Genomic DNA, 13,927 nt, shown 5'->3' with positions numbered 1-13,927 from the left:
ATTTTGAGGTAGCCATTCTTTATGTTTTTTTATTAATTAAAGTTACTGATTATTAAACAAAAATTAGTTAGTTGGTCTCTCTAATTTCTTGTGAATTATTAGATATTATTTGCTTAAAAAAGCTTGCCATTTTCATTAATGGCAAGCTTTTTTATTTCTATGGATAATATTTATCTACATTTAAATTAGAAATTAATCAGTCCATTCTAATTTTCATATAAAAAGAAAACGAGGTCGTAATCAAGCTATTTTATAGAAGTTTCCTTTTCTACTATTCATAAGCTTAATGGCTATTCTTTCCAAGGCGAATGTAAAACGCAATCGCAGAAGTTTTTGCGTTTAAAGCCTGGAAGAAGCAATGAGCAAACATCTGCTTTAATATTTCCAAAAGTAGTTTCAGGTTTATGAGCGAAACCTTCAAGGAAAGCAGGAAGAATCTTTTGCTTGAAATTGTCTCGGGGGAATGCAGATACAACTTGTTCACGAATCTCCTCTGAAATTTCGTCATATCCATCTCCCATAACATCGTAGCCTACTCCAGAATAAATTAATGAAACTTGAGGTTCTTTATATTCAGCAATCCCAATGGTTGTGTGAAGTGCAATCGCATCCCAAACCAGTCTAATTGACTCATTATCCATACCATGTTGTTGAAGAAAACTACGAGCAGCATTTGCACCATCTACCTCAAAACGTTTATCTGGACTACTGAATTTCTTTGTAAGGCCAAGATCATGGAAGAGGGCGCTAACATATAATAACTCTTCGTCATACTTAAGCCCAGCTTTTTTACCTTGAAGAGCACCAAATAAGTAAACACGATTCGAATGATTCCATAGTAAGTCATTACCATATTCACGAAGTATTTCTTGCGCCTCTACTGCTATCTTACTATCCGGAATTACTATACCTGCAACTGTTTTTTGCATGAAAATGTCCTCCTATAAATAAATGATATTTTTAAATCTTATTGCTAGCTCATGAGCTTAAATTAATTATATAAAGCCTCCATTATTTATCAATGCAATGATTTCTATATAATCAATAGATGTTATCTATGATTAATTGTTCCTTTTGTAGTTTTAGATAAATGTTTGAAATTATATATTTATAGGTACATAAAGGGAATTGTTCAAAAAAATATCGATAACGAAGTTGTTATTGTAGTACTGGCCATGAAAAGATATAAATAATGACAATGGTCTACTTAAAGTGTGTTTCACTATTAACAGTCTCAGTAATAATTAGCTCTATATCTTTTTTATATATAGAAGAATACAGCATAAATGATAGTTATATCTATGCAATAAGAAGTATTATTCAATAACATGAATTTACGTGCAGATTTTTAAGTTCTAATTTAATGATAGATAACATCTATGATAATTATAGAAACGATAGAATTGATAAAAGGAAATGTCAGAGTTAGAATGAAGGTGCTTTACAAGATAACAAAAAAACAATAGCAAGTAACCTTGCTAGAAAAAGTTTCCATAGGAGGCGAAATAATAGTGTTTTGTAGAGTAGCCATTAGTATGCGTCCTATTGATAAGTAAATTGGAGAGATGTATATGGATGTTTTCCATTCTGGGGAACGTGCTGTACACAATAGGCTTGGTGTAAAGAAAATAGCGAATACTGCTAGTACAATGATTCAGCCAATAATGACAAAAAAATTTATGGCGTTTCTAAATGGACAAAACTCATTCATGATATCTTCTATGGATGAAAAAGGGAGAGTGTGGAGTTCATTTTTAGCAGGAAAAGAAGGAATTATTCAAGCAGTAGATTGCGATGTAATTAAAATAAATGTTGGTATAAATGAAGGTGATCCATTATTCACAAATATTCTTCACAATAAAGAAGTTGGAATCATCGTAATTGACTTTGCTTCCAGGATAAGAATTCGTATAAATGGTTCGGTTGTAAACAAATTTTCGGATGGAAGTTTTGAAGTTAAAACTGAACAAGTATTTGGGAATTGCCCTAAATACATTCAGGCGAGAAATTTCACTTATAACGAAACAGTTGTTGGTGGAACTAAGCGATTTAATAAGCAGTATGCTTTAAATGAAAAACAGCAAGAACTGATTAGTCAAGCTGATACTTTCATTATTGCGAGTTCCAGTTCAGATGGGAAAATGGATATTTCCCATCGAGGTGGGATGCCAGGGTTTATTCACATTATAAGTGAACAAAAAATAGTCTTTCCTGATTACTCAGGTAATATGCTATTCAATACGCTCGGAAACATTATTGAAAATCCTAATGTAGGGCTATTGTTCTTTGATTTTTCTACTGGTGATACATTACAACTAACTGGGAAAGCAAGTATCATTTGGGATATTGACGAAAGTATTATTTCTCAATTTCCCGGAGCCCAGCGATTAATTCAATTTCAATTAGTTGAAGCCATTCAAACAATGAATTGTAACACAAATCAGTGGGAGTTCGTAACATATTCATCTTTTAATCCAAAATAAACAAGGTGGGAAATAATATGCAAATTCAAATTACTGTTACAGAAGCTGCTATGAAACAATTCGAAAATTTAGAGGCTAAATATCCAAATCACCTTCGATTCCTTCAATATGAAATGGGAGGATGTGGACTTCCATTAGATGGAGTTCTGAGAGTTAAACTTATTAAATCAAGTATTGGCTATGAAGAAATGCAAACAAACTGGAAACCATTATATATAAACAAAGCATCTTTAGCTTTTGTTGACGACAGTATAACGATCGATTTCTTTGAAGGATTTCAGATTAAAAGTTCTAATCAAACTTATAGTCATAATATACCTTTAGAAGTTGAAGAATAAGTATTACGATTTACAAATAAAGTGAACTTAGTATAGAATGAGCGGTCTATTTTCTATATTAGACTATATAATCTTTTCTTAAAGTATGTATACCATAACATAAATAAGGAACGTAATTTTTCCTAATACATTTTATTAGGAGAAATTACGTTTTTTATGAATGAACGAAATGATAAAGTATAGGGAGAATTAAAGGATTTTGAGAAATCAATTAACTAAGTAAGGAGATTATTCTTATATGGAATTAAGACAATTAGAGTATTTTATAACACTTTGTAAGGAACTGCATTTTACACGAGCGGCTGATAAATTAGGTATTACACAACCTACATTAAGTCATCAAATTAAAGCTCTCGAGGATGAAATAGGTATGCCGTTATTTGATCGATTAGGAAAGAAAATCGCTATAACAGATGTGGGATACATTTTAGCAAAGGAATGTAAAACTATTTTCAATGCACTTGATAATGTAAAAGAAGAAATCAGTGAATTAAAGGAGATAAAAGGAGGTAAAATTGCAATTGCCACTTTACCTGGCGAACTAACAAACTTAGTCTCCACTTTACTTTTAGATTTTCATAAAAATTATCCAGAAGTAATAGTGAAAATTATAAGTTCAGATGAAATACTAGAATTAATAAATCAGAATCAAGTTAATTTTGCTGTTACAATTGATTCTTCTGATTACGTATTCGAAGAAGAAAAAATTATAAAAATACCATTGTACACTGATGAGCTATTTTTAGTGTTATCAAAAAACCATTCATTAGTTAATGAAAAAGAAATACAGTTCTCCGAATTAAATAAATTACCATTAATTTTGTTCCCAGATAATCATGAATGCAGAAAGTTATTGGACTATACATGCATAGCACGGAAAATAAATATGTATCCAATTATTGAGACCTCTAGTATAGAATCATTATTCGATTTTGTTAGAAGTGATTTTGGAGTAACAGTTGTATCTAAAACTCTATTGGATATTACGGAAGATAACGATTTATCAGCTATTCCAATAGTAAATCCGAGTGTTAGTAGGGAAGTTAACCTTATCTTGCGTAGAGATAAATTTATTGGGTTCGGCACTAGAAATTTTATCGAATTGCTTACAAATGAAATTATAAAATTAGGATTTCCTATTTCTGAACAAAGTAAAGAACAGATTAGAAAATTAATTAAAGAATAATAAAAATTGAAATAACCAGTAGAAAAATTATAGACCATATCTATGGTAGTGATAGAAAAATCGGCATTGCCCTATACTATTATAGATTTATAATTTAAATAAGCTTTAAATTAGTTAGACTTATCAATACTAATTTTTTTCAGCTAAATTTATTAGAATTTCTATTAGAGATAAATATTAATTTATAAGCACTAAATGTTTGCTACGCCTTCAATAAAGAATGTAATTTTCTTTATTGAAGCGGATCATAATATTGAGATTTTAGGAAATGAATAAATCGAAAGTAGGTAAAAAAATGTGTGGTTATGTAGGTTGCCTGTATAATACTGCAAAAAGTTATTCGGAAACAGAGAAAATACAATTTGAAAATATGACAAATCTGTTATACCATCGCGGTCCGGATGATCAAGGATATTTCCGTGACGAACATGTCCAATTTGGGTTTAGACGCTTAAGCATTATTGATTTGGATGCTGGACATCAACCGCTAACATATGAAAATGAGCGTTATATACTTATGTTCAATGGTGAAATTTATAATTATATAGAATTACGTGAAATGTTAATTAAACAGGGGGCAAATTTTTCAACTCAGTCAGATACGGAAGTTATTGTTGCATTATATGCTCATGTAAAAGAAGAATGTGTAAAACATCTTCGTGGAATGTATACTTTTGTTATTTGGGACCGTCAAGAGAAAAGATTATTTGGCGCGCGTGATCATTTTGGTATTAAACCGCTTTATATTGCAGAACAGGATGATACGACTTTCTTTGCATCTGAAAAGAAAAGTATATTACATGTAATGCAGGATAAAGGTATAAATCCAACTTCCCTGCAACATTATTTTACATACCAATATGGACCAGAACCAGAAACATTAACAAATAATATCAACAAAATTGAACCAGGTCATTATTTCATAAAAGAAATTGGAAAAGCGATAGAAATTCATTGCTACTGGAAACCATATTTCAATGCTGTAGATACCCCAAAAGAGGAACACATTCAAGCAATTCGTGATGTATTATATGATTCTGTAAAAGTACATATGCGCAGTGATGTTCCAGTAGGCGCATTCTTATCTGGCGGAATTGATTCGTCTATTATTGCTTCTATTGCAAAAGAAATAAATCCAAATCTCTTAACATTCTCTGTTGGTTTTGAGCACCGTGGATTTAGTGAAATAGATGTAGCGAAAGAAACTGCTGAAAAATTAGGTTTAAAAAACTATAGTGTGTTGGTGAAACCACAAGAATTTATGGATGAATTTCCAAAAATCATGTGGCATATGGATGACCCATTAGCAGATCCAGCAGCAGTTCCATTATACTTTGTTGCAAAAGAAGCGCGTAAACATGTAACAGTTGTTCTTTCTGGTGAAGGTTCAGATGAGCTATTTGGAGGATATAATATTTACCGTGAGCCAAACTCTTTAAAAATGTTCTCATACATCCCAACCCCAGGTAAAACGGTTTTAAAAGCTTTAAGTGGAGCGCTTAAAGAAGGTTTTAAGGGAAAGAGTTTTCTAGAGCGTGGATGTACACCAATTGAAGAACGTTACTATGGTAATGCAAAGATCTTCCGTGAAAAAGAGAAAATGAAGTTAATGCAGTCTTACAGTGAAAGTGTTAACTATAAGGATGTAACCAAACCATTATATAATGAAATTAAGGATTATGATGATGTAAGTAAAATGCAATACATTGATATGTACACATGGTTACGTGGAGATATTTTATTAAAAGCGGATAAAATGTCTACCGCTCACTCATTAGAATTACGTGTTCCATTTCTAGATAAAGAAGTCTTTGATGTTGCTTCTAAAATCCCAACAGAATTTAAAATTGTCAATAGAACTACAAAGGCCATTTTACGTGAAGCTGTACGCGGTATTGTTCCCGATCATGTATTAGATCGTAAGAAACTTGGTTTTCCAGTACCAATCCGTCATTGGTTAAAAGATGAAATGCATGACTGGGCTCTAAACATTATTAAAGAAAGTAAAACCGAACATTTAATTGATAAAGAATATGTATTAAACTTACTGGAGGCACATTGTACAGATAAAGCTGACTATAGCCGTAAAATTTGGACAGTACTAGCATTTATGGTATGGCATCAAGTTTATATAGAACATAAATACGATACGAATTTATTTTGTGAAGAGTGTCGAGAGTATAACTTAGTTTAAAACTAAAGGCCCATCAATTTAAGAATCATATAACACCTTAAAACAAAAATTGTCCATTTTCACTTAGAGATTTCAATTTTTTCGTTTTTAAAGCTTCTAACATATTAGTCATATACAATATGTTAGAAGCTTGATATTTTAAATATTTTTTGAATTTAGGTCTTGATAACGAACGGAGTCCACTTGACCATTTTTCTTCCTTTTGGCATATTAGCGTTATTCATGATTTGTGTCCCCCTATTAGTGTATTTCTGTATCTAGCTGTGGCGCTATGCGTGTAGGAAATTCCCCGCAATATACTGTTTTTCCCAAACCTTGTGCGTATTTCATCCATTACTTTTGTTAATTTTACTTCTTGTTCTCGCTGCGTTATGTTATCAAAAAGAGAAATTTGTTCTTCTCCTTCTTGAAGGAGGTTTGTTAAGGATATGTTTATGCTGCGAATGGGTTCGCCAGTATATTGTTGATGTAAAAAGTATGTACAGATCTTATAAACATCCATTGTTAGGTTAGTTGGGCGACTTAAAGTATGTGTTTTTCTAATACCACCGTTATAACTTTTGCTATAACCGACTGAAAAATGAACGGTTTGAGCAAGTTTATTTTGTTTTCTAAGCCGATAGCAAACTTCTTCAATATGTTCCAGTAGAGTAATCGGAAATTCCTCTATTGTGTAATCGCGCATGAGTATTTGGCTTTTCCCAACAGAAGTTGTGGCAGGAACATATTTTTCTGAAATGCGACTAAAGTCAATTCCGTAGCTGTGTAAGTGTAATTCTTCTCCAATCTTACCGAAGCTCTGTTTTAAGTATTTAAGAGGGTAATTGGCTAAATCTCCTATAGAATGTATTCCTTTTCGATTCAACTTTTCTTCCGTTTTGTACGAAATGCCTCAAAATGTATTAAGCGGTCGTATGCCCCATAATTTTGTTGGGACATCTTCATATTTCCAATAAGCAATGCCGTTTTGATTCTTCTTTGCTTCAATATCTAAAGCTACTTTGCTCATTAAAGGGTTAGGGCCAATTCCTATTGTGCATTCGATTCGTGTTTTCGCATATATTTCACGTTTAAAATTCAACGCAAACTCATAGGGATCGTTAGCAAATAAATGAATACTATCCGTAATATCCATGAAGAATTCATCGATGGAATATTGGTGAAAATCCTCAATAGGAACGTACTGTAAAGCTAACTTTGTTATGTAATTAGAACATTTAATGTATGTTCCCATAATCGGATTTACAACAAGAATGTCTTTTCTGCGAGGAATCTCGTATAATCTGGCCATCTTTTTTACACCCAATGCTTTTAATGGTGGAGTGGCAGCTAGAACAATTGATCCGTTTCTATTTACATCACCGACTACTGCCAATTTTGTATACATAGGATCTAACCCCACATCCATCAACTTAAGGTATATGTTTATACAAAGACAGATACTTCTATTTAGTTTTTCATTATTTTTTATAGATATCCTAAAAGTAGGCATATCAAATAAACCCTGACGGGTTACAATTTTTTCACTATAATTATGCTACCTGATGAATGGAAGTGGTATACTCATAGACAACACCCAAAATATCAAAGACTGTCTTTTTCTCGTATCGATGAGATTTTCGTCCGTTGTGCTGTAGGAGGTTAAACAGACGAAGGAGAACCTTTGATAATTCTTGGGTGTTTTTGTGTAATGCTTGGTAAAAAAGTAAAAAATAATCCTTAATTATGTACATCGCTTTATATTCACTTAGCTCTTTCTGTTTCTTACGTAATAGGAGTTCTCGTATTTTAAACATAGTAGAAGAACATAATAGAATACTAATGAGTTGCCCATAAAGATGACATTCTAATCGCTCTTGTTTAATAGATTTACAACGATGAATTTGAAACCAAGATTTCCATATTTTAAATAACAGCTCAATTTGCCAACGTAATGAATATAAATCATAGATTTTCTCTTTTGGTACCCATTCCGTAGGAATGTTTGTCATATATACCGTAATACCTTGTAAAAGCTTCGTGCGCTCTGTATATGTAATTCCTTTTTTCTTTTCGCGAATAGCTCGGTCACGTAGGCGTTTTTGTTTTTGCTCCTCGGTACACCTATAAACTACAATACGAGTAGGCAGTTTGTCTTTACTCCCTACATATACATCGTGTAATTCATACACTTGGCCAGGTTGTAGTTGTTTCATAATGTCTTCCAAATGAATTTGTATATATACCGGTTTTAATTGAGAGGATTTTGTTTTAAATACCACTGTTTCGAACTCTTTTCTATATATTTTAGTTGGTAACTTAAGACGAGATAAATAATACCCCTGCTTGTCTTGAATAGACTTAAAGTCTTGTAGACGAAAATATCCTAAGTCATGAATATACAGCTCATTCTTTTGTATCATGCCTGTTCGAGTCGCACCATACGCCTGATCACTTCGTTTTCCTGGTTCAATTTTCACATCAGAAAATTCTCCACTTAACAAGTCATACTCTAGTTGAATTTTCACACCAGCTTTATGACTACATCCTCTGGCACCAGGATAAGTAGATGCGAATCGATCTGGAACTTGAAAGGTTGTAGAATCAAGGATGCGAATGCACTCAAAGTAGGAAGAAAGAGAATGAGAAATCTTAGATACGCCTCCAATTTTAGCTTGTAGAAGTGTAGTAAATACAGTTCGAAAGAAGGCTACAGAAGCCGAGTTAAATCGCCGATTAAGTCCTTCCGGACTTAATAAAACTCCTGTTGAAGTTTCTAATCGACTACATAGTTGAGTAAGAGAGGTAGTAGCGACTTGTTGATTTAGCCATACACACAAAGATAAGAAATGGTGCCCGTGGCACTTACGTTTTCGTTTCATCCCGCCTGCTTCTATGGCTAATTGATTAAGTGTAGCGGGAGACATATATCGATATAACTCTTCAGCAAATAAAGATAATTCCTGTTTTTGATTCATATTCATAAAAAGCACGTCACCCTTTCTCATTAACATAAGAAAATAGTAACGTGCTTTTAACTTCAAAAATAGTCTAAATCCTTAAGTTGATGGGCGTGTGGCGCTACCCCTATATAAGAACAACTGATAATACAATTATTGATTTGTGTCTCTCGGATTTTCCAGAAATTTTCGCTATCCATAAAGGGTTTAGTGATAAAGAAATTAAAAAAATCTACAAATGGAACTTATAAGTCTAAATAAATAACAAAGTAATGGAGGAATGAAGAATGAAGATTGCTGTATTGGAATGGAAAGCATTGAAAAAAGAAACAAAGATAAAGCTATTGCGTTATGCGATGTTAGAAAGCAAATATAAGTATGCAAAATAAAAGCTCTTCATTTGCAAAAGCAAACAAAGAGCAAAAGTCATGAGTGACCGTCGAGGAAAGAAATTGGTAGGTTTCTTTCCTCTATATTTTAATATATTAAAAGTTGTAGAGAAAAGGGGGCGTGTAGAATGGAAGAAGGTCGTATTTCCTTTCAGCAAGGGTTTAAAGAATTTCTTATAATTATGCTCTGTTTTTGATTCATTATGTTTCTCGTGTATGGTGAAAGCCTGTTACAATAGTAAAGAATAACTTGGTTACAAATTGATAATGAAAAGGGGAAATATGCTGGATGAAAGCAACCGGAGTAACTAGAAAAGTGGATGAATTAGGGCGTATAGTAATTCCAAAGGAACTTAGAAATACGCTTGGGATTAAAGAAAAATCACCATTAGAGATTTTTGTAGAAGGGGAAGACATCATTTTACAGAAGTATCAGCCTGGTGCTGTTTGTGTATTAACAGGAGAAGTGTCAAATCGTAACATAGCATTAGCAAATGGTAAGATCACATTAAGCCCAGAAGGTGCAGAACTATTAATAAAAGAAATAGAAAAGTATCTTGTAAAATAAGTGCTCCTTTCAAGGGGCTTTTTTAGTAAAGATATTTAAAATTTCACGTACCGTGATATTTAATAAAAAACAAGATACATAATCAATAGTCTACATTGAATCTTATGTTGAACTCATCTGCTAAATGGAGTCCCTTCTCTTTTGTCCAGAATCCTGTAGACGTTTTTTTTAATTCCCACTCTCTAAAACGATTTGGATATAATTCATTCAACATATGATAAGGACGACTACCCAAAAATTATAGCGCATTTAACATAGCAAATGGACTTGATTTCCATAACTTTATACAAGGAGTTTGGAGTCGATGTTTTAACAACCATTTTTGTGAATATACATCTATTAACTCTTCACGAGACAAGTAAACGGACCTTTATTTAATACTTAAATTATCATTCCGATTTTTACCACAAATTCTTTTTAATTGTATAGCAGGTGAGAATTTTCTGTACTTATTTCGTTTTAGCTTCCATACTTTATGTATGTAGTGCATTCTTATCAATTTTCCCCATTACTTTAACTCGTAGGGGCATTAACTTTAGAACTCTACTAATGGATAAGCAAGTTAATAATTATACTTGAAAATGGAGTGATACGATGAATAGGACGTATGATGTCATCATTACCGGTGCAAGATGTGCTGGCTCTACCCTTGCAATTTATCTTGCTAAGGCAGGTTTCCATGTGTTGTTAGTGGACCGAGCGAATTTTCCAAGGGACACATTATCAACCCATACCTTTTTCAATAATACTGTCGCTCTTCTTCGAGAAACCGGTGTCCTGGACAAGTTATTGGAAACAAAAGCACCGCCGGTACGGGATATTAAATTTCAATTTGAGGATACCGTGATAGAAGGTCTCATCCCTGAGGTTTACGGAGAGGAAAGTTGTTATTGTATTAGAAGAACTTATCTCGATCATATTCTACTTGAACAAGCCAAATCCCAAATGAATGTAACTGTTTTAGAAGGATTTCGTGTGACGGATGTCATCCGTGATGACGAAACAGTGATAGGCGTGAGAGGTTTAGACGGCGACAACGAGAAACAAGAATTTTTAGCTCGCCTGGTAGTCGGGGCAGACGGCCGATCCTCTATTATTCGCAAGCTGGTAAAAAGTGAACTCAAAATAAGTATTCCGGCAACAGTCGGCATCTATTTCGGGTATTTCTCTGGATTTCGCCACGATAATGTCCCTAAATTTGAAGTATACAAGATAAAAGATAACACAGCCATTCTCTTTCCGACGAATGATGATTTATATGTAATTGTCGGCATTTTCCCATTAGAAAATAAGGAATTGATAGAACAGTTGAAATTAAATCCGGAAAGCTGTCTACGCAATTTCTTTACAGATAACTTTCCGAATACAACAATTGGGGCGCGCTTGAAAAATGCAGAACTAGTAGAACCGGTCAAAGGCATTCTCGGATATGATAATTACTGGTATAAAGGAATGGGAAAAGGATGGGCGTTGGTTGGGGATGCAGTTTGTTTTAAAGATCCTGGCATGGCGCAGGGTATCCATGATGCTATATGTGGAGCACGTATATTATCCAATATTCTATCAAAATATAAGGGACAATCCGATCAATCAAATCAAATGTCTGAAGAATATCAAAAGGCAATAGAAGATGAGTTTATGGTTCGGTTTCACATGGGATGCCAAATTTCGAAGAATGAACGCATATCTGAACAACAGGATGCTGTCAACAAGCTAATCAGTTCCCATCCAGAGGCTATAGAGAAGTTTTTAGGGATTTACAATTATGCAAACGAGCCCGCTGCTTTAGAAAAAGAACTCGCACGAATTATGCAATCGATCTAGCAATGATTTTAGAGATTAAGTAATTTAAGTACAAAAATAATTCACTATGAACCTCCCCCACTTACTCGCTTCCGCTTGAAGTGGGGATTTCTTAGCATCAACAAAGACAAGGTCCCATGAGAAGCGGATTTTCCATCTCCTCTCTGCACCTATGCAGGGACTCCTTTTCTTCATTTGACTAAGCAACTTCTGCACATGCAGAAGGGTGGGACCACACCGTCTACTACTTTTTGCTTACGCAATCCACAAATACTTTCTCTTCGTTTCTTCCGGGATATGACACATCTTTCCGTACAGTTCTTTTACCAAAATGTTGCGGGCACCGTGAATGTCCCAGTGTTCTTCGTAGCCGCACACACAAACGTAGTTACGTGTCCGCACTTTCTTCTTTGGCAACAAGGGCATGTTTGAGAAGTGTATGCTTCGTCTACGAGAAACAATAGAGGTACCTTTAGCAATCTAACCTATTTCGATGCTGGAGCCAGAGTGACTTCGGGTGATGCTACAAAAGCCCTCAATAACCACCGTTTGGTAAATATTGTATCTGCGACCCATTTTTACACGTATCTCGGCTGAACCCCTATAGGGGTAGCTTCAGGAAAATGCAGATGCTTTGTGGGACTGTTTAACTGGATTTATCATTTTAGCCAAGAAGACTCCTTCCTCAAGGAGCGTGAAGGGGCACAGCCCAGTGAGTAGGTGGGAGATGAATTGGCTTCGAACAAGGGATGGCAGGAAGCCATCTTAATTGTTCGATATACATAAAGTGTTACTTCACTATCCACCGAATATATGTTTGGTATATAATAGTCATATACCGAAATGGAGGTGAATCAAATAATGATGAATAAAGCCTATAAGTTTCGTATCTATCCAAATCAGGCACAAGCAATTTTAATCAATAAAACGATTGGGTGTTCTCGCTTTGTATTCAATCATTTCCTATCCTTATGGGATCAAGCATACAAAGAGACAGGAAAAGGCTTGACCTATGGTACATGCTCTGCCAAACTACCTGCCATGAAGAAAGAGCTTGTTTGGCTCAAAGAAGTGGATAGTATTGCGATTCAGTCGTCTATTCGCAACCTTGCGGATGCTTATACACGCTTTTTTAAAAAACAAAACAGCGCACCGCGCTTTAAATCTAAGAAGAACAACGTACAATCTTATACCACAAAACAAACAAACGAAAACATTGCCGTTGTAGGGAACAAAATAAAGTTGCCGAAACTAGGCCTTGTTCGATTTGCCAAAAGTCGCGAAGTAGAGGGGCGTATTGTAAATGCTACAGTTAGACGGAACCCTTCTGGTAGATATTTTGTGTCACTATTAGTTGAAATAGAAGTACAAGAACTTCCGAAAACACATTCTTATATTGGAATAGATGTAGGACTAAAAGATTTCGCTATTTTGTCAGATGGAACACACTATGAAAATCCGAAGTTTTTCCGATCATTAGAAGATAAGTTGGCGAAAGCACAGCGTGTTCTTTCTAGAAGAATGAAAGGATCTTCTCGCTGGAATAAACAACGAGTAAAGGTAGCTAGAATTCATGAATACATATCAAATACTAGAAAAGATTACTTGGACAAAATTTCAACTGAAATCATCAAAAACCACGATGTTATCGGTATAGAGGATTTGCAAGTATCGAATATGTTAAAGAATCATAAGTTAGCAAAAGTAATTAGTGAGGTATCTTGGTCACAATTTCGATCCATGTTAGAATACAAAGCAAAATGGTATGGCAAACAAGTCATTGTCGTATCGAAAACATTTGCTTCCAGCCAATTATGTTCTTGTTGTGGATATCAAAATAAAGACGTTAAAAATCTAAACCTACGTGAATGGGACTGTCCTTCTTGTTGTACACACCATGATAGGGATATTAACGCAAGTATCAATCTAAAGAATGAAGCGATAAAGCTTCTAACCGCAAGGACTGCGGGGTTAGCCTAATCAATTAGAGTTCGATAGAACTCTTTACTTAGGAATCCCTCACTTCT

General features: G+C 34.1%; 10 protein-coding genes and 1 pseudogene. 7 read left to right on the top strand and 4 right to left on the bottom strand.

Annotation, left to right across the window (positions count from 1 at the left end; all coding sequences use genetic code 11):
• Positions 1 to 290: 290 nt before the first annotated feature.
• Positions 291 to 929, bottom strand: a complete 639-nt coding sequence (locus tag V7S45_RS29370; protein ID WP_001174223.1) for an HD domain-containing protein — start codon at positions 927 to 929, stop codon at positions 291 to 293.
• Positions 930 to 1,571: 642 nt separating this feature from the next.
• Between V7S45_RS29370 and V7S45_RS29365 the strand changes: the two genes are divergently transcribed.
• The 4 genes from V7S45_RS29365 (at position 1,572) to asnB (ending at position 6,201) form a co-directional block, all read left to right on the top strand.
• Entirely contained in the window at positions 1,572 to 2,483 is a 912-nt protein-coding gene (locus V7S45_RS29365; RefSeq protein ID WP_342762019.1) for a pyridoxamine 5'-phosphate oxidase family protein, read from the top strand.
• A gap of 17 nt (positions 2,484 to 2,500) precedes the next feature.
• The gene (locus V7S45_RS29360; RefSeq protein ID WP_001166854.1) at positions 2,501 to 2,821 is read left to right on the top strand and encodes an iron-sulfur cluster biosynthesis family protein; all 321 of its coding nucleotides are present in this window, start codon (positions 2,501 to 2,503) and stop codon (positions 2,819 to 2,821) included.
• 238 nt (positions 2,822 to 3,059) lie between these two features.
• A complete protein-coding gene (locus V7S45_RS29355; RefSeq protein ID WP_000423356.1) occupies positions 3,060 to 4,007 on the top strand; it encodes a LysR family transcriptional regulator in 948 nt (315 codons plus the stop codon).
• A gap of 295 nt (positions 4,008 to 4,302) precedes the next feature.
• A complete protein-coding gene (gene asnB, locus V7S45_RS29350) occupies positions 4,303 to 6,201 on the top strand; it encodes an asparagine synthase (glutamine-hydrolyzing) (protein WP_342762160.1) in 1,899 nt (632 codons plus the stop codon).
• A gap of 220 nt (positions 6,202 to 6,421) precedes the next feature.
• On the opposite strand, the pseudogene V7S45_RS29345 reads toward asnB, so the two are convergent.
• Positions 6,422 to 7,609, bottom strand: a pseudogene (locus tag V7S45_RS29345) (Y-family DNA polymerase).
• 124 nt (positions 7,610 to 7,733) lie between these two features.
• Positions 7,734 to 9,164, bottom strand: coding sequence for an IS4 family transposase (locus tag V7S45_RS29340; RefSeq protein ID WP_342762018.1), 1,431 nt, complete (start codon positions 9,162 to 9,164; stop codon positions 7,734 to 7,736).
• 654 nt (positions 9,165 to 9,818) lie between these two features.
• Between V7S45_RS29340 and V7S45_RS29335 the strand changes: the two genes are divergently transcribed.
• Both V7S45_RS29335 and V7S45_RS29330 read left to right on the top strand, forming a co-directional pair.
• A complete protein-coding gene (locus tag V7S45_RS29335) occupies positions 9,819 to 10,097 on the top strand; it encodes an AbrB/MazE/SpoVT family DNA-binding domain-containing protein (protein ID WP_000648341.1) in 279 nt (92 codons plus the stop codon).
• Between the two features lie 594 nt (positions 10,098 to 10,691).
• Positions 10,692 to 11,921 carry an NAD(P)/FAD-dependent oxidoreductase gene (locus V7S45_RS29330; protein WP_342762017.1) on the top strand — a complete coding sequence of 410 codons (1,230 nt, stop codon included), beginning with the start codon at positions 10,692 to 10,694 and terminating at the stop codon, positions 11,919 to 11,921.
• A gap of 302 nt (positions 11,922 to 12,223) precedes the next feature.
• On the opposite strand, the gene V7S45_RS29325 is transcribed toward V7S45_RS29330, so the two are convergent.
• Complete coding sequence (locus tag V7S45_RS29325; RefSeq protein WP_198284614.1) at positions 12,224 to 12,361, bottom strand: zinc ribbon domain-containing protein; 138 nt, start codon at positions 12,359 to 12,361, stop codon at positions 12,224 to 12,226.
• A 400-nt stretch (positions 12,362 to 12,761) separates the two neighbouring features.
• Between V7S45_RS29325 and tnpB the strand changes: the two genes are divergently transcribed.
• On the top strand, positions 12,762 to 13,880 hold the full coding sequence (gene tnpB / locus V7S45_RS29320) for an IS200/IS605 family element RNA-guided endonuclease TnpB (RefSeq protein WP_016078507.1): 1,119 nt from the start codon (positions 12,762 to 12,764) through the stop codon (positions 13,878 to 13,880).
• Positions 13,881 to 13,927: the final 47 nt, after the last annotated feature.

Source organism: Bacillus sp. BR3(2024) (assembly GCF_039134555.1).
GTDB classification, from domain to species: domain Bacteria; phylum Bacillota; class Bacilli; order Bacillales; family Bacillaceae_G; genus Bacillus_A; species Bacillus_A cereus.
Note: the sequence above shows the minus strand (reverse complement) of the source record. Positions and strands in the feature narration are given on the sequence as shown.